This window comes from Hydrogenophaga sp. (genome assembly GCF_030373225.1).
In the GTDB taxonomy this organism is placed as follows: domain Bacteria; phylum Pseudomonadota; class Gammaproteobacteria; order Burkholderiales; family Burkholderiaceae_C; genus Hydrogenophaga.
Genome location: NZ_JAUCZG010000005.1, coordinates 88,659 through 108,381 on the forward strand (window position 1 = coordinate 88,659; position 19,723 = coordinate 108,381).

At 67.2% G+C, this 19,723-nt stretch carries 20 protein-coding genes; 14 read left to right on the top strand and 6 right to left on the bottom strand.

Annotated elements, in window-relative coordinates; genetic code table 11:
• Positions 1–16: 16 nt before the first annotated feature.
• The 4 genes from ybiB (at position 17) to QUV35_RS04585 (ending at position 4,147) form a co-directional block, all read left to right on the top strand.
• Positions 17–946: a DNA-binding protein YbiB gene (gene ybiB, locus QUV35_RS04570; RefSeq protein WP_300871196.1), complete on the top strand. Its 930-nt coding sequence runs from the start codon at positions 17–19 to the stop codon at positions 944–946.
• Positions 930–1,715 carry a uroporphyrinogen-III C-methyltransferase gene (gene cobA / locus QUV35_RS04575; protein WP_300871197.1) on the top strand — a complete coding sequence of 262 codons (786 nt, stop codon included), beginning with the start codon at positions 930–932 and terminating at the stop codon, positions 1,713–1,715. The genes ybiB and cobA overlap by 17 nt, the downstream gene beginning before the upstream one ends.
• A 69-nt stretch (positions 1,716–1,784) precedes the next feature.
• Positions 1,785–2,912, top strand: a complete 1,128-nt coding sequence (locus QUV35_RS04580; protein WP_300871199.1) for a sterol desaturase family protein — start codon at positions 1,785–1,787, stop codon at positions 2,910–2,912.
• 23 nt (positions 2,913–2,935) lie between these two features.
• Positions 2,936–4,147, top strand: coding sequence for an NAD(P)/FAD-dependent oxidoreductase (locus QUV35_RS04585; protein ID WP_300871201.1), 1,212 nt, complete (start codon positions 2,936–2,938; stop codon positions 4,145–4,147).
• On the opposite strand, the gene QUV35_RS04590 is transcribed toward QUV35_RS04585, so the two are convergent.
• Positions 4,144–4,875 carry a helix-turn-helix transcriptional regulator gene (locus QUV35_RS04590; protein WP_300871202.1) on the bottom strand — a complete coding sequence of 244 codons (732 nt, stop codon included), beginning with the start codon at positions 4,873–4,875 and terminating at the stop codon, positions 4,144–4,146. The genes QUV35_RS04585 and QUV35_RS04590 overlap by 4 nt on opposite strands.
• A gap of 85 nt (positions 4,876–4,960) precedes the next feature.
• Here QUV35_RS04590 and QUV35_RS04595 point away from each other — a divergent pair, with 85 nt between their 5' ends.
• The 6 genes from QUV35_RS04595 (at position 4,961) to QUV35_RS04620 (ending at position 9,192) form a co-directional block, all read left to right on the top strand.
• On the top strand, positions 4,961–6,238 hold the full coding sequence (locus QUV35_RS04595) for an MFS transporter (RefSeq protein ID WP_300871203.1): 1,278 nt from the start codon (positions 4,961–4,963) through the stop codon (positions 6,236–6,238).
• A 12-nt stretch (positions 6,239–6,250) separates the two neighbouring features.
• On the top strand, positions 6,251–6,583 hold the full coding sequence (locus QUV35_RS04600; protein WP_300871204.1) for an NIPSNAP family protein: 333 nt from the start codon (positions 6,251–6,253) through the stop codon (positions 6,581–6,583).
• On the top strand, positions 6,580–6,960 hold the full coding sequence (locus QUV35_RS04605) for an antibiotic biosynthesis monooxygenase (RefSeq protein WP_300871205.1): 381 nt from the start codon (positions 6,580–6,582) through the stop codon (positions 6,958–6,960). Before QUV35_RS04600 ends, QUV35_RS04605 begins: the two co-directional genes overlap by 4 nt.
• A gap of 127 nt (positions 6,961–7,087) precedes the next feature.
• The gene (rpsU, locus tag QUV35_RS04610; RefSeq protein ID WP_056273869.1) at positions 7,088–7,300 is read left to right on the top strand and encodes a 30S ribosomal protein S21; all 213 of its coding nucleotides are present in this window, start codon (positions 7,088–7,090) and stop codon (positions 7,298–7,300) included.
• A gap of 108 nt (positions 7,301–7,408) precedes the next feature.
• Positions 7,409–7,855 (top strand): GatB/YqeY domain-containing protein, encoded by a 447-nt coding sequence (locus tag QUV35_RS04615; RefSeq protein WP_300871206.1) that lies wholly within the window; start codon positions 7,409–7,411, stop codon positions 7,853–7,855.
• Positions 7,856–7,977: 122 nt separating this feature from the next.
• Positions 7,978–9,192 carry an ABC transporter substrate-binding protein gene (locus QUV35_RS04620; protein WP_300871207.1) on the top strand — a complete coding sequence of 405 codons (1,215 nt, stop codon included), beginning with the start codon at positions 7,978–7,980 and terminating at the stop codon, positions 9,190–9,192.
• A gap of 7 nt (positions 9,193–9,199) precedes the next feature.
• On the opposite strand, the gene QUV35_RS04625 is transcribed toward QUV35_RS04620, so the two are convergent.
• Together QUV35_RS04625 and pmbA are read right to left on the bottom strand one after the other, a co-directional pair.
• Positions 9,200–10,087, bottom strand: coding sequence for a DMT family transporter (locus tag QUV35_RS04625; RefSeq protein ID WP_300871209.1), 888 nt, complete (start codon positions 10,085–10,087; stop codon positions 9,200–9,202).
• Positions 10,088–10,372: 285 nt separating this feature from the next.
• Positions 10,373–11,803 carry a metalloprotease PmbA gene (gene pmbA / locus QUV35_RS04630; RefSeq protein ID WP_300871210.1) on the bottom strand — a complete coding sequence of 477 codons (1,431 nt, stop codon included), beginning with the start codon at positions 11,801–11,803 and terminating at the stop codon, positions 10,373–10,375.
• 97 nt (positions 11,804–11,900) lie between these two features.
• Here pmbA and yjgA point away from each other — a divergent pair, with 97 nt between their 5' ends.
• The 3 genes from yjgA to QUV35_RS04645 are packed head-to-tail and all read left to right on the top strand — an operon-like array spanning position 11,901 to position 13,652.
• Positions 11,901–12,554, top strand: coding sequence for a ribosome biogenesis factor YjgA (gene yjgA, locus QUV35_RS04635; RefSeq protein WP_300871211.1), 654 nt, complete (start codon positions 11,901–11,903; stop codon positions 12,552–12,554).
• A complete protein-coding gene (mog, locus tag QUV35_RS04640; protein ID WP_300871213.1) occupies positions 12,551–13,156 on the top strand; it encodes a molybdopterin adenylyltransferase in 606 nt (201 codons plus the stop codon). The genes yjgA and mog overlap by 4 nt, the downstream gene beginning before the upstream one ends.
• A gap of 19 nt (positions 13,157–13,175) precedes the next feature.
• Positions 13,176–13,652, top strand: a complete 477-nt coding sequence (locus QUV35_RS04645) for a peptidylprolyl isomerase (protein WP_300871214.1) — start codon at positions 13,176–13,178, stop codon at positions 13,650–13,652.
• A gap of 44 nt (positions 13,653–13,696) precedes the next feature.
• Here the strand turns inward: QUV35_RS04645 and cysE are convergent, their stop codons facing one another.
• Complete coding sequence (cysE, locus tag QUV35_RS04650; protein WP_300871215.1) at positions 13,697–14,461, bottom strand: serine O-acetyltransferase; 765 nt, start codon at positions 14,459–14,461, stop codon at positions 13,697–13,699.
• A gap of 9 nt (positions 14,462–14,470) precedes the next feature.
• Positions 14,471–15,205, bottom strand: coding sequence for an RNA methyltransferase (locus tag QUV35_RS04655; RefSeq protein ID WP_300871217.1), 735 nt, complete (start codon positions 15,203–15,205; stop codon positions 14,471–14,473).
• Positions 15,206–15,330: 125 nt separating this feature from the next.
• Here QUV35_RS04655 and QUV35_RS04660 point away from each other — a divergent pair, with 125 nt between their 5' ends.
• Entirely contained in the window at positions 15,331–16,269 is a 939-nt protein-coding gene (locus tag QUV35_RS04660; RefSeq protein ID WP_300871219.1) for an inositol monophosphatase family protein, read from the top strand.
• A gap of 3 nt (positions 16,270–16,272) precedes the next feature.
• On the opposite strand, the gene QUV35_RS04665 is transcribed toward QUV35_RS04660, so the two are convergent.
• Entirely contained in the window at positions 16,273–19,590 is a 3,318-nt protein-coding gene (locus QUV35_RS04665) for a PAS domain-containing protein (protein WP_300871221.1), read from the bottom strand.
• Between the last annotated feature and the right edge of the window lie 133 nt (positions 19,591–19,723).

The following is a 19,723-nucleotide window of genomic DNA, read 5'->3' on the forward strand; positions in this document are numbered from 1 at the left end:
CGGACAATCGCGCGCCATGGGGATCAGCCACTACATCAAGGACATCGGCCGCGGCAAGGACGGCGCGCGAGCGCTCACGCGCGAGCAATCCGCCGACCTGCTGGGCCAGGTGCTCGATGGCACAGTGACCGACCTGGAGGTGGGCGGTTTTTGCCTGGCCATGCGGATCAAGGGCGAAACCCCCGACGAGATGGCTGGCTTTCTCGACGCTGCGCACGCCCGCTTGCACAAGTTGCCCGACAACGGCCTCACCACCGTGGTGCTGCCCAGCTACAACGGTGCGCGCAAGCTGCCGGTGCTCACGCCCCTGCTCGCGCTGCTGCTGGCGCGCCAGGGTGTGCCCGTGGTGGTGCACGGCACGGCCACCGAAGACAGGCGTGTGTTTGCATCTGCCGTGTTCAGCGAACTCGGTGTGTTGCCCGCGGCCCAGGTGCCCCGACTGGCCGCAGGCGAGGTGGCCTTTGTGCCCACCGAGGTGCTGTGCCCCGGCCTCAAGCGCCTGCTCGACGTGCGCCGTGTGGTCGGCCTGCGCAACCCGGCGCACAGCCTGGTGAAACTGATGAACCCGTGCGCCGGCCCGGCTTTCATCGTGGGCAGCTACACCCACCCCGAATACGCAACGTCCATGGCCGCCACCTGGGCCCTGACCGGTGCCCACGCCATGCTGCTGCGCGGTACCGAAGGTGAACCGGTAGCCGATGCGCGGCGCACACCCCGCATGGAAATTTTTCGCGAAGGCGAGCGCACCGAGGTGCAGCCACAGCAAGACGGGCCGCTCGCGCAACTGCCTTCGCTGCCCACGGTGGACGCGGCACACAGCGCCGAGTACATCCGCGCCGTGCTCAACGGTTCGATACCCATTCCCACGCCGATCGCCCTGCAGGTGGAACACATCTTGCGAGCGCTCGAGCACCATGACTCCCCAGCCCATGCACACGCCCTCTGACTTCCTGCCCGGCACCGTCTCGCTCGTGGGCGCAGGGCCAGGCGACCCCGAACTGCTCACGCTCAAGGCCGTGCGGGCGATCGGCGCGGCCACCGTGTTGCTGGTCGACGATCTGGTGAGCGACGCGGTGCTGGCGCACGCCTCACCGCGTGCGCGCATCGTGCACGTGGGCAAACGCGGCGGTTGCAAGAGCACCCCACAAGCCTTCATTGAAAAGCTCATGGTCATGGCCGCCAGCGAAGGCGAAGTGGTGGTGCGGCTCAAGGGCGGTGACCCGTTCATCTTCGGGCGCGGCGGCGAAGAGGTGGAAGCCCTGCGCGCCGCCGGCATCGAGGTGCAGGTGGTCAACGGCATCACCTCGGGCCTGGCCGGCCTCACCTCGCTGGGGGTACCACTGACCCATCGCGAACACGCTCACGGTGTGGTGTTCGTCACCGGTCACGCCAAGCCCGGCGACCGCGGCACCGACTGGAAGGCGCTGGCCGCCACCGCGCGCGACGCCAGGCTCACGCTGGTGATCTACATGGGCGTGAGTGGTTCACAACAGATCCAGACCGAGCTGCTCACCGGCCTGCCTGCCCACACACCGGTGGCCGTGATCCAGCACGCCACGCTGCCCGAGCAGCGGCACGCGGTCACCACCCTGGGGCAACTGCGCGCCACCATCGAGCGCGAGGGCCTGGGCAGCCCGGCGGTGATCGTGGTCGGTCATGTGGTCAGCGGCATCGCCGCTCTTCAGACGCCTCTGCCGCTCGCCCGCACGGCCTGAGCCCGCGCGCCAGCGCCCCGCTACACTGCCGCAGCCGCGCCCCATCGGGGTGCCTTCGGAGCTCGTCGCATGCTCAAGAAACTCCAGCAGATCCTGGACGGCCACGGCGCCCTGCGCCCGGGCCACGGGCTGATCACCGGTGTGATCGCGCTGTCGCTGGCCATCCTGTGCTTGCTCGGCGTGATGGCCTTTCATTTCCCGCAATACCTCACCACGCCCGAGCTGCGCCAGCAATACGACGTGGCGTTCCTGCGGCGGTTGCTGTTCGTGTCCCTGGTGGTGGCGGGTGGCCTGAGTCTGGTGAACGTGCTGTTCAACCGGGCGCGCTGGCTCTCGGCTTGCGCCTTCACGCTGGTCACGCTCAGCGCACTGCTGGGCGGGCACCAGGTGGACGTCGACCCCCACTTTCCCGACCACACGCCCTACATCGGCATGGACTGGTTCATCCTCGATCTGCTGGGCTCGGCGTTGATCTTCATCTTCATTGAAAAACTCTTTGCGCTGCGCCGCGACCAGCCGGTGTTTCGCCCCGAATGGCAGACCGACTTCCAGCATTTCATCGTCAACCACCTGGTGATCGGCTTCATGCTGCTGGCCACCAACCTGCTGGTGCACAGCCTCTTCGGCTGGGTGCCGGTGCAAGGCCTGCGCGGCTGGATCGCGGCCTTGCCGTTCTGGGCCGCGCTGCCCCTGATCATTCTGGTGGCCGACCTCGCCCAGTACTGGACACACCGCGCCTACCACGAGGTCCCACTGCTCTGGCGGCTGCACGCGGTGCACCACAGCAGCCAACACATGGACTGGATGGCCGGTTCGCGCCAGCACCTGCTGGAAACCATCATCACGCGCACCCTGGTGCTCGGGCCGATCTACCTGCTGGGTTTTTCCAAGGAGGTGATCGACGCCTACATCATCGTGGTGGGCTTCCAGGCCGTGTTCAACCACGCCAATGTGAGCGTGCGCCTGGGCCCGCTGCGCTACCTTGTCGTCACGCCGAACTTCCACCACTGGCACCACAGCCAGGACGCCGACGCGCTGGACAGGAACTACGCTGCCCACTTTGCGTTTCTCGATCATGTGTTCGGAACCGCCGTCCACAGCAACAAGGTCTGGCCCGAGCGCTACGGTGTGCTGGGCGACCACGTGCCCAAGGGCTTCCTGAAACAGCTCGCGTTCCCCTTCACCTGGAAAGGCTGAGCGCACCCCCTACACTGCGCGCCATGCAAAACTTCGACGCCATCGTCATCGGCGCTGGCGCCGCCGGTCTTTTCTGCGCCGGGGTGGCCGGCCAACGCGGCCTGCGTGTGCTGGTGCTCGACCACAGTGAAAAGATCGCCGAGAAGATCCGCATCTCGGGCGGCGGGCGGGCCAACTTCACCAACCGCGACCTCGACCCGCACGCCCCAAACAAACACTTCATCAGCGCCAACCCGAACTTCTGCCGCTCGGCGCTCTCGCGCTACACACCCGCCGATTTCATCGCGCTGTTGCAGCGGCACGGCGTCGCCTTTCACGAAAAGCACAAGGGCCAGCTCTTTTGTGACCGTTCGGCCGAAGACCTGATCCAGATGCTGCTGCACGAATGCGAGGCCGGTGGCGTGCAGCGCTGGCAGCCCTGCGGCGTCAAGGCCGTGCGGGTGGACGGTGACGGCGTGTACGAACTCGATACCGACCAAGGCACTGTGCGCAGCCGCTCGGTGGTGGTGGCCACCGGCGGCCTGTCCATCCCCAAGATCGGCGCCACCGATTTCGGCTATCGACTGGCCAGACAGTTCGGCCTGCGGCTGGTCGAGCCGCGCCCGGGACTGGTGCCACTGACCTTCGACGGTGATGGCTGGTTGCCATACGCCGGATTGTCCGGGCTGGCGCTGCCGGTGCGCATCGAGACCGGCGACAAGAAGGGCCGCATGGCATTCAACGAAGACCTGCTGTTCACCCACCGCGGCCTCTCGGGTCCGGCGGTGCTGCAGATTTCCAGCTACTGGCACGACAACTCCCCGATCCGGCTCAACCTGGCTCCCGACGCCGACCTGCCCGCCTCGCTGGCGCGTGCCAAGGCCACGTCACGCAAGCTGATCGCCAACGAACTCGCCGGCCTGGTGCCCAGCCGCCTCGCCGACGCCTGGGTGCAGCAGGACGCCGACTGGCAGCGCCCAGTGGCCGAGGCCTCCGACAAGGCGCTGGCCCGGTTGGCCGAGCGCCTGTCGCGCTGGGAGATCACCCCCACCGGCACCGAAGGCTACAAGAAAGCCGAAGTGACGCTGGGCGGCGTGGACACGCGCGACCTCTCGTCGCAGACGCTGGAATCGAAGCAGCCGGGCCTGTATTTCATTGGCGAAGTGGTGGACGTGACCGGCTGGCTGGGCGGCTACAACTTCCAGTGGGCCTGGGCCAGCGCGCACGCGTGCGCGCAGGCTCTTCCAAGCCCTTAGCCGCCTACAACGTCGCGCCAGCGCGCGGTGCCCAGCCAGTCGCGCAGGGCCAGGGCGCCCGGCGGTGCGATGGTGAGGGCGCGCGTTCCCTGGCCGCGCAAAAGCCAACCCCTCTCCAGGCAGTGGTGGCAGATCAGCGCGCCCAGCCGGCCTGCCAGGTGCATGCGTCGCTCGCTCCAGTCCAGGCACGGGCGGCAGTGAGGGCGCCCGCCCACCCGACCCATCACCGCGACATCGGCATCCAGCCCCAGGCCCCGCAAAACATCCGCAACACGGTCGGTCACATGTCCCGCGCCTGCCTCGTCGTCAAACACCACCGCCCTCGACACCAGCAGATGGTCCGCGATGGCCACACCGAGGCGGCCTGCCAGGTGGTCGTAGCAAGTGCGGGCGGCGCGCAATGCAGCGTCGCGCGGACCCACGACCACACGGGGCGGCGCCAGCGGCGCCTGGGGTGACACCGCCAGCTGCATCAAGCCTTCGAGCACGCGCGCCACCTCGGGAGAGGCCAGGCGGTGGTAGCGGTGCCGGCCCTGGCGCTCCACGCGCAGCAGCGCGGCTTCCACCAGCAGGCCCAGATGGCGGCTGGCGGTGGCGGGCGTGATGCGGGCCACATCGGCCAGTTCGCGCGCGGTCAGCGCGCGCCCGTCCATCAGCGCCAGCAACATGGCGGTGCGGGCCGGCTCGCCGACCAGAGCGGCCACGTGTGCGATGCGGTTGGTGTTCATGGCGCGAGTGTGCTGCATGCGCGGGCCACGATGCTTCGCTCCACAGCGAAGCCACGCAGCGGCGGCGCGGACCACGATGCAGGTCATGTGGACCCGATTGATCGCCCCGTCTCCCCGCCCCTTTCACGGCACCACCGTGGTGCGCGCGGCGTTCGTGCTGGCCCTGTTCGGCTGGGGCGTGGGCTTCTATGGTCCGCCCATCTACCTGCACGCCGTGGTTGTGCGCACCGGCTGGCCACTGGCCCTGGTGTCGGGGGCGGTCACCGTGCACTTTCTCTGGGGCGCCGCCGTCGTGGCCTGCCTGCCACGCCTGCATGCCCGCTGGGGCATTCCGGCGACCACCCTGTGGGGCGCGGTGGCTCTGGCGCTGGGCGTCGCAGGTTGGGCCCACGCCAGCCAGCCATGGCAGTTGTTCGGCGCGGCCCTGCTCAGCGGCGGCGGCTGGGTCCCACTCGGCGCTGCCGGCATCAACGCCATGGTCTCGCCCTGGTTCACGCGCCAGCGCCCCGCCGCCCTCTCGCGCGCCTACAACGGCGCCAGCATCGGCGGCATGGTGTTCTCGCCCTTGTGGGGCACCTTGATTGCCCACATGGGCTTTGGCCAGGCGGCATGGGCCGTTGGCGTGTGCATGGTCTCAGTGGTCGGGTGGCTGGTCCGTCTTGCGCTGACAGTCACGCCCGCCGCACTGGGGCAATCACCCGACGGCAAGACCGATGGTGCGCCCGGCCACCGCGCGCCGCGGCCACCGGACGTCTCCTGGCCGACCTTGCCCGGCCACACGCTCTGGGCCAACCACCGCTTCCAGACGCTGGCCGCGGCCATGGCCTTGGGACTGTTTGCCCAGATCGGCCTTCTCACCCACCTCTACGCCCTGCTCTCGTCAGGTCTGGGCACGCAGGGCGCCGGCTGGGCGATGGCACTGGCCACCGCCTGCGCCATCGGCGGGCGCACGCTGTCCGCGCGGTGCCTGCCGTTCACCGGCGACCCGCGCACCGTGGCCTGCACCAGTTGGGCTGTGCAGATGCTCGGCTCGCTTCTGCTGCTGACCTCGCCTGGCCAGGGGCCGCTGCTGTGGGCCGGCATCGTGCTGTTCGGCGCCGGCATTGGCAACACCACCTCGCTGCCACCGCTGGTGGCGCAAACGGACTTCGCCGCACAAGACGTGGCCCGCGTGGTCGCGCTCATCGTGGCGCTGTCGCAGGCCCTGTATGCGCTGGCCCCCATGGCCTTTGCCCTGCTGTTGGCCACAGACCGGAGCACATCCCTGTTTTTCGGCGCCGCGGCATGCCTGCAACTGCTGGCGCTGACGCTTCTGTGGAGCGGGCGCCAGGCCGCACCCGCCCTTTTTCCACCCCACCCTTGAGGAGAACCCCGCATGACCATCACCTGTTTCATCCGCTACCAGCTCGATCCCTTCCAGGTCGAGGCCTTCCGCACCTATGCCGAAAACTGGGGACGCATCATCCCGCGCTGCGGGGGTCACCTGATGGGCTACTTCCTGCCCAGCGAAGGCACCAACGACGAGGCGTGGGGACTGATCGGCTTCGACAGCCTGGCCGAATACGAGGCCTACCGCGCACGCCTTCGCGTCGACGACGAGGGACGGGCCAACTTCGACATGGCGCGTCGCCTGCGCTTCATCCTGCGTGAAGAGCGCACATTCACCGAGCTGGTAGCGGGCACTTTCGACCGCAAGGCGGCCTCATGATCGCCGTGATCTTTGAAGTCGTCCCCAGCGAAGCCGGTCGGCAGGCCTACCTCGAGATGGCCACTGCGCTGCGCACCGAACTGGAGGAAATGGAAGGATTCCTCTCGGTGGAGCGTTTCGAGAGCTTGAGTCAGCCCGGCAAGCTGCTGTCGCTGTCGTTCTGGCGGGACGATGCAGCCGTTGCGCGCTGGCGCAGCCTGCCATCCCACCGCCAGGCCCAGTCAGCTGGCCGTGCAGGCGTGTTCGCGGACTACCGCTTGCGTGTGGCCTTGGTGCAGCGCGACTACGGCCTGCACGCGCGAGACCAGGCCCCGGCCGATGCCCGGGCCTTTCACACCGGAGCCGCTGGCTTGCCCGAGGTGCCGAAGTGGCTATAATCCAAGGCTTTGCTGGCAAATACCCGTCTGCCAATACTAGTTAACGACGGGACTTTTTGCGGATACGACGCTTGGGCCCGATCTTCCCAAACATCCTCTTTCCGCGCATTCTGGACATCTCTCGCCCATGACGACCATCCGTGTAAAAGACAACGAACCCTTCGACGTCGCCCTGCGCCGTTTCAAGCGCACCATCGAAAAGCTCGGTTTGCTGACCGACCTGCGCGCCCGTGAGTTCTACGAAAAGCCCACCGCCGAGCGCAAGCGCAAGAAGGCCGCTGCCGTCAAGCGCCACTACAAGCGTGTGCGTTCGATGCAGCTGCCCAAGAAGCTGTACTGAGCCTGTGCCGCCGGGTCCGCCCGGTTGCCAAGAAGCCCGCTGGAAGACGTTCAGGCGGGCTTTTTTCTTGTCTGAACATTCCCCCCACCGCCCCACAGGAGCCCCGACATGAGCCTCAAGGACCAGATCATCGAAGACATGAAGGCCGCCATGCGCGCCAAGGACAGCGAGCGCCTGGGCACCATCCGCCTGCTCACCGCGGCCATGAAGCAGAAGGAAGTGGACGACCGCGTGGAGCTGGACGACGCCATGGTCATTGCCATCGTCGACAAGCTGATCAAGCAGCGCAAGGACAGCATCGAAGCCTTCACCAAGGCCGATCGCATGGATCTGGCCGACAAGGAAAGTGCCGAACTGAAGGTGCTGCAGGCCTACCTGCCGGCTCGCCTGTCGTCCGACGAGGTGACGGCCGAAGTCAAAGCCATCGTGGCCGAGCTGGGTGCCTCGGGGCCGGGCGACATGGGCAAGGTCATGGGCGCGGTGAAAACCCGCCTGGCCGGCAAGGCCGACATGGGCATGGTGTCTGCCGCGGTGAAGGCAGCGCTCGCCCCCTGACGACAACCGTTCAGGCGGCCAGCCTGACCTCCCGCTGACCACACGGGGCAAACACAGGGAAAACCCGATCGAATGCTTCTAAATGCCTACATAGACTCGCGGCCACATCTGAGAGGTATCCCATGTCCCGAACCCCTGTCCTGCTGGCTGCGGCCACCGGCCTGATCTGCCTGAGCCTGTCGCCACTCGCGGGTGCCCAAGCGGTGAAACCCGCGGTCAACCCGGTGAAGATCGGCGTCATCGGCCCGTTCTCAGGGCCTTCGTCCGACTTCGGCACGCCCATGCTCAACGGCATCCAGCTCGCCACCGAAGAGATCAACGCGGTGGGTGGTTACCTCGGCCGCCCGCTGCAACTGATCATCAAGGACGACAAGGGCGACCCGGACACCGGGCTCAAAGGCTCGCAGGAGCTGGCCGCCGAAGGCGTGATCGCCACCATCGGTTTCTGCAACACCGGTGTGGCCATGAAGTCGCTGGACGTGTTCCAGACCGCAAAGATCCCTCTGATCGTGCCGTGCGCCACCGGAACACCCGTCACGGCCAGGTTTCCCGGACCCAGCAGCTACATCTTCCGCACCTCGGCCAAGGATTCGATCCAGGCGCCCTTCGTGGTGGACGATCTGGTCAAGCGCGGCTGGACCAAGGTTGCCATCTTTGCCGACACCACCGGTTATGGCGAAGCCGGCCTGAAGGACGTGGAAGCGGCCCTGGCCAGCAAGAACCTCAAGGCCACGCACGTGGCGCGTTTTCCACTGGGCGTGAAAGACCTCAAGGAACCGCTGGCTGCAGCGCGCGAAGCCGGGGCCAACGTCATCTTCAGCTACACCGTGGGACAGGAAAATGCGGTGATCGCCAACGGCAGGCGCGACTTGAAGTGGGATGTGCCGCAGGTGGGTGCCTGGCCGTTGTCCTTTCCGTTTTTCATCCAGGGCGCGCCCCAGGCGGCTGAAGGTTCGCTGATGGCGCAAACCTTCATTGCCGAGCCGAGCAACGAGCGTCGCGCCTCGTTCCTGAGCGCATACGCCCGCAAGTACAACCAGAAAATGACCGTGCCGATGGCCGCCGCCCAGGGCTATGACGCCACTTACCTGCTCACCTACGCCCTGTTCGGCATTCGCAACGGCAAGTTCGACGGGCCCCTGGTCAAGGCGGCGCTGGAGAACATTCCGCGCGTTTACTACGGCGTGGTCGCCACCTACGAGCGCCCGTTCAGCCTGGAGGACAAGGACGCCCTCACCCAGAACATGCTGGTGATGGGCAAGGTCAAGGCGGGCGGGGTGACGTTCGCCTACCCGGAAGACGCGCGACGCAACCTGTTCGTGCAGCGCAAGAAGTGAGGCCTGTCTAGCGCAGGATGAGGGCCGTGCCCAGCACGGCCAGCACGGCGCCCAGCCAGGCCCCCGCGGCAGGCCGGCGGCGATAGACCAGCCAGAGCAGCGGCAGGATCAGGATCGGCGTCACCGAAGAAAGCACGGCCACCAGGCCCGCCTGCCCCAGGCGCATGGCGGCCAGGATCAGTGTCATGCCCAGGGCCATGGCCACCGCTGCACTCACGAAAATGAGTCCCGCGTCCTTCCATTGCAACGGCACCCTGGCACGCGCACCCGACCACCCACTGACCAGCAACAGGGTGTGGGCCGCCAGCGCCACCGTCATGCGCGCGGCACTGGCCGCCACGGCGTCCACCCCGGTGCTCATGAGCGGCTTGAGCATGAGCGTGGCCACCGACTGGCACAGGGCGGCCGCCAGCCCCAGGCCGATGCCGATGAGCAACGGACCACGCGTCTGCTCCCAACCATGCTGTTCATCACTTCGCCGGCCCCAGACGATCGCCAGCATCACCCCGCCCACCAGCAGCCCGCTGCCGATCAGGGCCCAGCCCCACAGCACCTCGCCGAGAAAGAACCAGGCGATCACAGCGGAGAACAGCGCGTGGGTGGCAAACAGCACCCCCGAACGTCGCGGCCCGAGTCGGTTCATGCAGGCGAACAGTGCCGTGTCACCGATGAAAATGCCGATGACGCCCGACAGCGCCAGCAGGCCGATGGCCGAAGCGTCCAGGCTGCGCCAGCCGCCACCGAGCCAGGCCAGCGCCCACAGGATCAGGCAGGCGAACAGCATGCGCCAACGGCTGAAAGCGAACGCCCCCAGGCGTTGCGCAGGTCCGGCCGAAAACAGACTTGAGAGCGCCCAGCAGGCTGCGGCAAGGAGCGCCAGCGCTTCCGGGCGCATGAGGTCAGCCCGGCAACCGCAAAGCCAGCGTTTCGTCGCCGGGCCGACCCAGGACGAAACAGCCCCCCCGGGGGGCAGCGGACCTCGCGAAGCGGGGCAGCGTGGGGGCCAGCGTTTCGTCGCCGGGCCGACCCAAGGCGAAACAGCCCCCCTGGGGGGCAGCGGACCTCGCGAAGCGGGGGAGCGTGGGGGCCACAACCGGGACCGCCGCAGGGCCGCCCCCAAGGCGGGCCCAGCCCCCTCGGGGGGCAGCGGACCTCGCGCAGCGGGGCAGCGTGGGGGCCATCAACTACCGGCGATCTTCATCCGGTTGATCAGGATCGAGCCCACGGTCTTCGCGCCGAAGTTGTACGCGTCCGAGCCCACCGCCTCGATCCCCTGGAACATGTCCTTCAGGTTGCCGGCGATGGTGATCTCGTGCACCGGATAGGCGATCTCGCCGTTTTCCACCCAGTAGCCCGAGGCGCCACGAGAGTAGTCGCCGGTCACGTAGTTCACGCCCTGGCCCATGAGTTCGGTGACCATCAGGCCACGGCCGAGCTTCTTGAGCATGGCGCGCAGGTCGTCACCGGGCGCTGTCAGGCGGCTGGTGAGCGTGAGGTTGTGCGAGCCGCCGGCGTTGCCGGTGGTGCGCATGCCGAGTTTGCGCGCCGAGTAGGTGGACAGGAAATAGCCCAGCACCTTGCCGGCCGAGACCACCTTGCGCCTGGCGGTGCGCACGCCTTCGTCGTCGAACGGCGAGCTGCCCTTGCCGTTGCGCACGTGCGGGTCTTCCAGGATGTCGATGTGCCTGGCCAGCACGCGCTTGCCCAGGCTGTTGGGCAGAAAGGTGGTGTTGCGGTAGAGCGCCCCACCGCTGGTTGCCTGCACATAGGCACCGAGCAGTCCCGCCGCCATGGGCGACTCGAACAGCACCGGGCATTCGGTGGTGGCGATCTTGCGGCCGTTCAGGCGCGCCAGCGTGCGCTCGGCAGCGTAGCGGCCCACGGCCTGCGGCGAGGCCAGGTCTTGCGGTGAACGTTGCGAGCTGTACCAGTAGTCGCGCTGCATGTTCGCGCCCTTGCCGGCAATGGGCGCCACCGACAGGCTGTGGCGCGAACTCGCATAGCCGCCGCTGAAGATGCCGGCACCGGAGCGCGCACCTTCGCGCATGTGGGCGGTGAAAAAGTGCGATTGCTGGGCCGAGACGCCGGCGCCTTCGCTGTTGTTGATCTTCCTGCTGGTGGCAAAGGCCGCGGCCTCGCATTCCAGTGCAATGCGCATGGCCTGCTCGGAGTTCAACGCCCATGGATGAAACAGATCAAGATCGAGCACCTCGTCGGCCACGTCCGCCACATCGGGCAGTCCGGCCATGGGGTCTTCGGCAGTGAACCTCGCAATGTCGTAGGCGGCCTGCACCGTCTGGCGCACGGCGGCGGCGGAGAAGTCGGAGGTGGAGGCATTGCCGCGCTTCTGGCCCAGGTACACGGTGACACCCAGCGACTTGTCGCGGTTGCGTTCCACGTTCTCCAGTTCGCCCTTGCGCACCGAGACGCTCAGGCCGGCGCCTTCGGACACTTCGGCCGCTGCGTCGGCCGCACCGAGCACTTTTGCATGGGAGAGGGCCAGGTCAACCAGCTCTTCAAACTGGCTGCTGGCGTACTGGAAACCGGGGAGCGGGGCGCTGGCCGAGACCGAAGGGGTGGGCTGGGCCGGGGTGTGGGGGGCATTTTTCATATCGACGGCTATGATACTGGCCGCCCTACCCGGGCGCTGCATCGCGCGCAGATGCCCATGCTGCACAGCGTGCAGCCCTCTCCTTCCGAGTACCCACATGTCCCGCAAACCCACCAAAGGCTATTTCGTCCGCGGCCAGTTCGTCGCCCTGGGCAGCGAGCTGGACCTGGAACTCAAGCGCGAGCTCAAGGGTTCGGACGACATGAGCAAGACCGACCTCAAGAAATACAGCGACCGCCTGCAGGAGCTCGGCGAAAGCCTGCTCACGCTGCGCGCCGACCTGATGAAGCGGCTCGACCTGTCTGAAAAACTGGTGGACGCCGTCAACGACGCGAAGAAGATCACCAACTTCGAAGGCCGTCGCCGCCAGATGCAATACATCGGCAAGCTCATGCGCGGCGTGAACGAAGCCACGCTCGCCGAGGTGGAGGCCGCGCTCGACGAACAGAACAAAGGCTCGGCGAAAGGCACCTTGTCGCTGCACCTGGCCGAGCAGTGGCGCGACCAGCTCATCGGTAACGACGAGGCGCTCACGCGCTGGCTGGAGCAGGCACCGGACACCGACGTGCAGCAACTGCGCGCGCTGATCCGTCAGGCCCGCAAGGACGCGCAGGCCAATGCGGCACAGGAGCATCCCGGCGAAGCCGTGCGCCACGGCAAGGCCTATCGCGAGATCTTCCAGCTGGTCAAGGCCGCGCTGAATCAGGGCTCGGACGAGCCCGACGCACCTGTGGAAGAAGACCCCGCATGAACGAACAGACCCGCCCACCCGAAGACCCGGTTCGCATCGGCATCGTGTCCATCAGCGACCGCGCCAGCACCGGCGTGTACGAAGACAAGGGCCTGCCCGCGCTGCAGGAGTGGCTCACGCGAGCGCTGAAGAACCCGATCACCTTTGAGCCCCGTCTCATTCCCGATGAGGTGGAGCGCATCAGCGCCACGCTGATCGAACTGGTGGAGGCCGGTTGCTCGCTGGTGCTCACCACCGGCGGCACCGGCCCCGCGTTGCGCGATGTGACGCCCGAAGCCACCCTGGCCGTGGCGCACAAGGAAATGCCGGGCTTCGGCGAACAGATGCGCCAGATCGGCCTGACCTTCGTGCCCACCGCCATCCTCTCGCGCCAGGTCGCCGTGATCCGCGACCGCAGCCTGATCCTGAACCTGCCGGGCCAGCCCAAGGCGATCGCCGAAACGCTCGAAGGCCTCAAGAACCCCGACGGCACCCAGAAGGTCAACGGCATCTTTGCCGCCGTGCCGTACTGCATCGACCTCATCGGTGGCCCGTATCTGGAAACCAACGACGAGGTCTGCAAAGCCTTTCGCCCCAAATCTGCCGTGCGCGCCGCACGCTGAAACCGTTCAAGAGCCACCCATGAAGATCACCAAAGACACCATCGTCACCCTCACCTTCCGTGCCACCGATGCCCAGGGCAAGGTGCTTGAAGACGGCAAGGAGCCGCGCGCCTACCTCCATGGCGGCTACGGCAACACGCTGCCGGGCATCGAGCGGGCACTCGAAGGCCAGGAGGCCGGCTTTGCCGCCACGCTGGTGCTGCCGCCCGAAGACGCGTTCGGCGTGCGCGACGACAGCCTGGTGACAACCATGCCCAAGCGCGACTTTCCACCGGGCGTGAAGGTCGGCGGCCAGCTCGAAGGCAGCGACGACAAGGGCCAGCAGCACGTGTTCACCGTGATGAAGATCAAGGGCGACACGGTGCACCTCGACGGCAACCACCCGCTGGCCGGGCAGACGCTGAAGTTCGCGGTGAAGGTGGTGGATGTCAAGGCGGCGAGTGCGGAAGAAATTTCACACGGCCACGCGCACGGTGCACACGGACATCATCATTAAGTACACCCCCGCGCCGCGCCGCAGGCGCGGCGCGGGGGTGTTCCCTATTTCCCGATGAGCTGGTTGAGCTTCTCGGCCTCGAAGCACTCTTCGCGAGCCGCATCCTTGGGCACGCAATCACCGTCTCGCGTTTGCGCCAGCTTCTCGATCGCGCACCACAGCAAGGCGATCTGGTGCTCCTGGCTGGCGGTGGTGTCGATCAGGCCGCGCATGGCCTGTGACAGCGGATCGTCTTCCTGGGTGATGCCGTAAGCCTGGAACTTCGGATCGGTCACGTCGGCGCTCTCGCCGGTCTTGCTCGGGATGATGCGTGCCGGAATGCCCACCGCCGTCGCGCCCGCCGGCACCGGCTTGATCACCACCGCGTTGCTGCCGATCTTGGCGCCGTCACCCACCAGAAAGCCGCCGAGCACCTTCGCGCCCGCGCTCACCACCACGTCCTTGCCCAGCGTGGGGTGGCGCTTGGTGCCCTTGTAGAGCGAGGTGCCCCCCAGCGTCACGCCCTGGTAGATGGTGCAGCCGTCGCCGATCTCGGCCGTCTCGCCGACCACCACCCCCATGGCGTGGTCGAAGAAGACGCGCTCACCCACTTTGGCACCCGGATGGATCTCGATGCCGGTGAAGAAGCGCGCGAGGTGCGAGATGAACCGGCCGAGCCATTTGAGGCCGTGCGTCCAGCACCAGTGGGCCGGTCGGTGCAGCCACACCGCATGCAGGCCGGGGTAGCAGGTGATGACTTCCCAGGTGCTGCGCGCAGCGGGATCGCGGTCGAGGACGCACTGGATGTCGGAGCGCAGGCGGGTGAACATGGCGGCAGTCTAGCGCCTGGCCTTGTCGGCCACCTGCAGCATCGCCTTCGCAACACCTCGCAGGATGTGGATTTCTTCCTCGCTGGGCGCAGCCCGGTTGAAAAGCTGGTTCAGGCGCGGCATGAGCTTCTTGGGCGCGGCCGGGTCGAGAAAGTCGACCGCCACCAGCGCCTGCTCCAGGTGGGTCAGCATGCCGCCGATGGCCTGCGCGTCGGCCTGCTGGCGTGGCGGCGCCTCGGGCAGCGGCGCAAAACCGCCCAGCGCCTGGCGCCAGTCGTAGGCGATCAGCTGCACCGCCGCAGCGAGGTTGAGCGAACCGAAATCGGGCGCGGTGGGAATGCTCAGCGCCACGTGGCAGCGGTACACGTCTTCGTTGCGCATGCCGAAGCGCTCGGAGCCGAACAGGAAGGCCACGCCTTCGGGTGCGTCGGGCGCGGCCATCAGGGCCTGGAAATGTTCGCGCGGCGCCCGTGTGGTTGGGCCGAAGTCGCGCGGCGTCATGGCCGTGGCGCACAGGTGGCTCATGCCGTCCAGCGCTTCGTCCAGCGTGTCGACGACACGCGTTTTCGCCAGCACGTCGTTGGCGCCGCTGGCGCGCTGGATGGTTTCTTCGCGCCGCAACACGTTGGCCCAGCGCGGCTGGACCAGCACGAGGTCGTCAAAACCCATGACCTTCATGGCACGGGCCACGCCGCCGACGTTGCCGGCGTGGCTGGTCTGGATCAGTACAAAACGGGTGCGCATGCTGGAGGTCGGTGGGGGACGGTAAAATCCGCGCTATTGTCGCCGCCCCGCATCGCCGGGGCGCATCCAGCTGCTCTTCCACTGCCGCGCGCCGCGTCCCTGCGTCGCGCCGAGGTACACAATTCATGTCGTCCACGCTCCATCCCATGCTCAACGTGGCCATCAAGGCCGCACGCCTTGCCGGCACCATCATCAACCGCGCCGCACTGGATGTGGAATCGGTCCGGGTGTCGGTCAAACAGACCAACGACTTCGTGACCGAGGTCGATCAGGCCGCCGAGGCCGCGATCATCGACACCTTGCTCACCGCCTACCCCGATCACGCGATCTGGGCCGAGGAATCGGGCAAACGCGAAGGACGACACGGCGGCGCAGACCATGTCTGGATCATCGACCCGCTGGACGGCACCACCAACTTCATCCACGGCTTTCCGGTCTATTGCGTGAGCATCGCGCTCATGGTGGGCAACAAGCTCGAACAAGCGGTGATCTACGACCCGACCCGCAACGACCTTTTCTGCGCCACGCGCGGGCGCGGCGCCTACCTCAACGACCGCCGCATCCGCGTGGCCAAGCGCACCACGCTGCGTGACTGCCTCATGTCCACCGGCTTCCCGTTTCGCCCGGGCGACGCCTTTCAGACCTACCTGCAGATGCTGGGCGACGTGATGCCTCGCGTGGCCGGCGTGCGCCGCCCTGGCTCGGCCGCACTGGACCTGGCCTATGTGGCCGCGGGCTTCACCGATGGTTTCTTTGAAATGGGCCTGTCCCCCTGGGACGTGGCCGCAGGGGCGCTGCTGGTCACCGAGGCCGGCGGGCTGGTCGGCAACTTCACCGGCGAGGCCGACTTTCTGGAGCAGAAGGAATGCCTGGCCGCGAACCCGAAAATCTATGGCCAGCTGGTGGGTGTGACGGGCAGGTACAGCAAGTTCGCCAGCGCCGGCGACAAGGCGGCGGTTCGTCAGTCGCGAGCGCCGGTCGGCCTTGCGGTGCCCGCAGCCCAGGCACCCAGCGCCGAAGCACCACCGGCAGACGCCACCCGCCAGGGCGACGCACCCTTCTGACGTTCAGGCCTGCGGCACGCGGAACCAGAAGCAGGCGCCCTGCCCGGGCGCCGATTCGGCCCAGATCCTGCCGCCGTGGCGCTCGATGATGCGCGCCACGATCGCCAGCCCCACGCCCATGCCGGGCACATCGCTGCCGGCATGCAGGCGCTGGAACAGCCCGAACAGCTTGTCGGCGTGACTCATGTCGAATCCCATGCCGTTGTCGCGCACAAAGTAGGCGCCCGAGCCCTTGTCGAAGCCCACGCTCACCTGCGGCTCGCTCTGATGCCTTGAGTACTTCAGGGCGTTGTCCAGCAGGTTGCTCAGCACCTGGCGCAAGAGCGTGACGTCTCCCAGCGCGTCGGGCAGTTCGCCCACCTCGATCCGGGCTGAGGGCACCTGCGGCGCCAGGGCGTCGGCCACCGCACTGGCAAGCTCGAACATGTTGACCGGCTGCGCATCGAGTTCGACCTGAACCACACGCAACAACTCCAGCATGTCGGTGATCATCTGGCCCATGTTGCGCGACGAGCGTGCGATGCGCTCGAACATCTGGCGCGCGTTCTCGCTCAGACGCTCGCCCTCTTCTTCAACGATCACCTGGGCAAAACCATTGACCGATCGCAAGGGAGCGCGAAGGTCGTGTGCGATCGAATACGAAATCGCCTCCATGTCCCGCATCGACCGCTCAAGCTCGGCGGTGCGCGCCTGCACCCGCTGCTCCAGGCTGGCATTGAGGGCGTGGATCTGTTCCTGGGCAGCCACGCGATCGCTGATGTCCAGGTGCGTGCCCGACATGTAGAGAGCCCGGTCGTCGTTGTCCCGCTGGTGCACCCGTCCACGTGTGTTGATCCAGACCCAGTGACCGTCCTTGTGCTTGAGGCGGATATCGCAGTCGTAGAAGGGCTGCTCGCCACGCAGGTGCCGATCGCGTTCGAGGGCAGACCGCACGAGGTCTTCCGGATGCACCCGCTGCTGCCAGGTCTCGTGGGTGATCGGCTCCAGCTCCTGCAGGGTGTAACCCAGCATCTCGGCCCAGCGTTCGTTGACGGTCAGGGTGAGGTCGGTGAGGTTGGTTTCCCAGATGCCCGGGCGCGTGGCGTCGAGCACCCAGGCCAGGCGCTGACGCTCTTCCCGCAAGGCTTCCTGGGTCGAGATGTACGACGTCACGTCGGTGAAGGTTCGCACCACGCCGCCATCGGGCAGGCGGCGCGACCGGATCTCGAGCGTGAGACCCTCCCGGGTCTTGCGCCAGTAGTGATCAGGCAGGGCCACCGAATCGGACTCATCCAGAAAGCGCCGGGCAAAGGGGTCCAGCAGTTGCATCCCGTCACCAAAATCGCCCCTGTCGCGCTGGAACCGGACCACCTCCTCGTGGGTGGGCCGCCTGGCCATGAGGTCTTCCGGCAGGTTGAGCAACTCGACGGTGCGGCGGTTGTAGAACAGGATCCGGCCCTGGGCGTCGACCTTGGTCAGGCCCTGGCTGATGCTGTCGAGCGTGGCTTGCAGGGCTTCGCTCTTCTCGGCGAGCAGGGTGCTGGTGGCTTCGAGCTGGTTGCGGGTGCGCCTGCGTTCCTGAAAGCTGCGCCAGGCCAGCACCAACTGCCGCACCGCGCCCAGCAGCGGTTGCAGGAAGCCGATATCGGCTTCGCTGTAACCACCGCGCTTGTTGGCCAGCCCCACCATGGCCACCAGCCGGTCACCCACCGCGAGCGGAACGCCCAGGAAGGCCTCCATGGGCGGATGTCCCTCGGGCAGGCCTGCGGCCCGCGGATCGCTGCGGGGGTCGTTCGCGATCACCGGCTGCCCGCTCGACATGGCGCGACCCATCAAGCTCTTGAGGTTCCTGAAGGTCATGCCGGCATCGAGCTGCTCGGTGTACCTGCGCCGGGACTCGTCGTCCCATGAAATGTCGGTGATCGCATGGGTCTTCAGGTAGGGCCGGTCGTTGACGTCGTAGAGCACCTCGCCCACAAAGCCGTAGTCGCTTTGCGTGAGCTGGATGAAGGCGACCAGCAGGCTCTCGAAAGCGCCGCGCTTGTCCTCGGTTTCAATGAACACCGCCTGCGCCCGGCTGACCGCCTCCAGCATCTGCTGCTGCTGCTCGAGGCGCTGTGCCGCGAGCCGGACTTCAGTGACATCGGAGGTGTAGCCGTGCCAGATCACGGAACCATCGGCCTCGCGTTGCGGCACGGCCTCCACCGAGTACCAGCGCAGCCCGCTGCGTTCCAGCACCACCCGGTAGGTCTGGCGCCAGACACTCAGGTTGCGGGCCGATGCATCGAGCGAGGCGATCACGTCGGCTCGGTCGTCGGGGTGGACCCGCTGGAACAGGATGCGCGCGTCGCTCTGCAGGGCCAGCGGCTCCAGCTCGAGCAGGTCGCGGGCCGCGTCGTTCACATACAGGATCGTGCTCCTGCCGTCCGGCCCGAGCCGCGACTTGAACATCATGCCGGGCACGCGCTGCGCGATGTTCTGCAGCAGGTCGAGCTGCCGGGCCAGTTGCTCGCTGGCTTCGCGCTCGGGCGTGATGTCCTGCACCACGCCGAAGTCGGTCTGCGGATTGCCCGCGACCGAAGTCTGGCTGATGCGGGTGCGGAACCAGCGCTGCTGGCCATCGGGCCGGCGCCAGCGGAACGCCACTTCCCGGCTGTCCCGCGCCGCCCGCGCCTCGAGCCAGGCCGGCATGTCGTCGGGGTGGATGCCGCCGCGTCCGACGTCGCGCTGCAGCAGGCCATTCAAGGGCACCCCGGAGATCTCGTGCAGTCCGGGCGACCAATGAACGTGTTCTTCACTCTCGGCGTTCGTCCAGTGACCCACGCGCCCCAGCTTCTCGATCGCCACGTGCAGCTCCACGCGCTGTTGCAGCGCCACATTGGCCTGCCGCAGCGCTTCGTTCGAGCGGGCCAGCGCGGTCTCGGCCTCGTGTTCGCGCGCGGCTTCGGTGATCTGCACCAGCAACAGCTTTTGGGGCAAGGCCTCCAGCACGGTGGCGTGCATGCGCACCCGGTGCGCAATGCCTCCCTTGAGCTGCAGCACCTGCATCTCGTTCGCTGACGACAGGTCGTTCAGGAACCGGTTGCGTGCGGCCATGTCCGGCCAGTGCCCGAGCTCCAGGGTGGTGCGGCCAACCGCCTCTTCGTGCGACAAGCCCGTGAGGCGCAGCCAGGCATCGTTGACCGCCAGCAGGCGACCGTCGTGCCAGCTCGAGACCGAAGCCGGCACCGGCGAAGCCATGAAAAGGGGTTCGAAAGGAAGGGCCGGGACCTGGCCCCTGGCGCTCGCCGCGAGGTCGGGGTGGTGCCCGCTGGGCACGGAATCGGGGGCAGCTTCGGGCATGCGTGCGCTGAGGTTGAGGACAACAGGAACCAGGAAACCACTCGGTCTGCCCGAGCCGAAGGCGACCGGCTCACAGGGGCCGAACTGCTAAAGTCAACGGCTGTCTTGAACATCCTTTCCAAGAGCCTCGCCT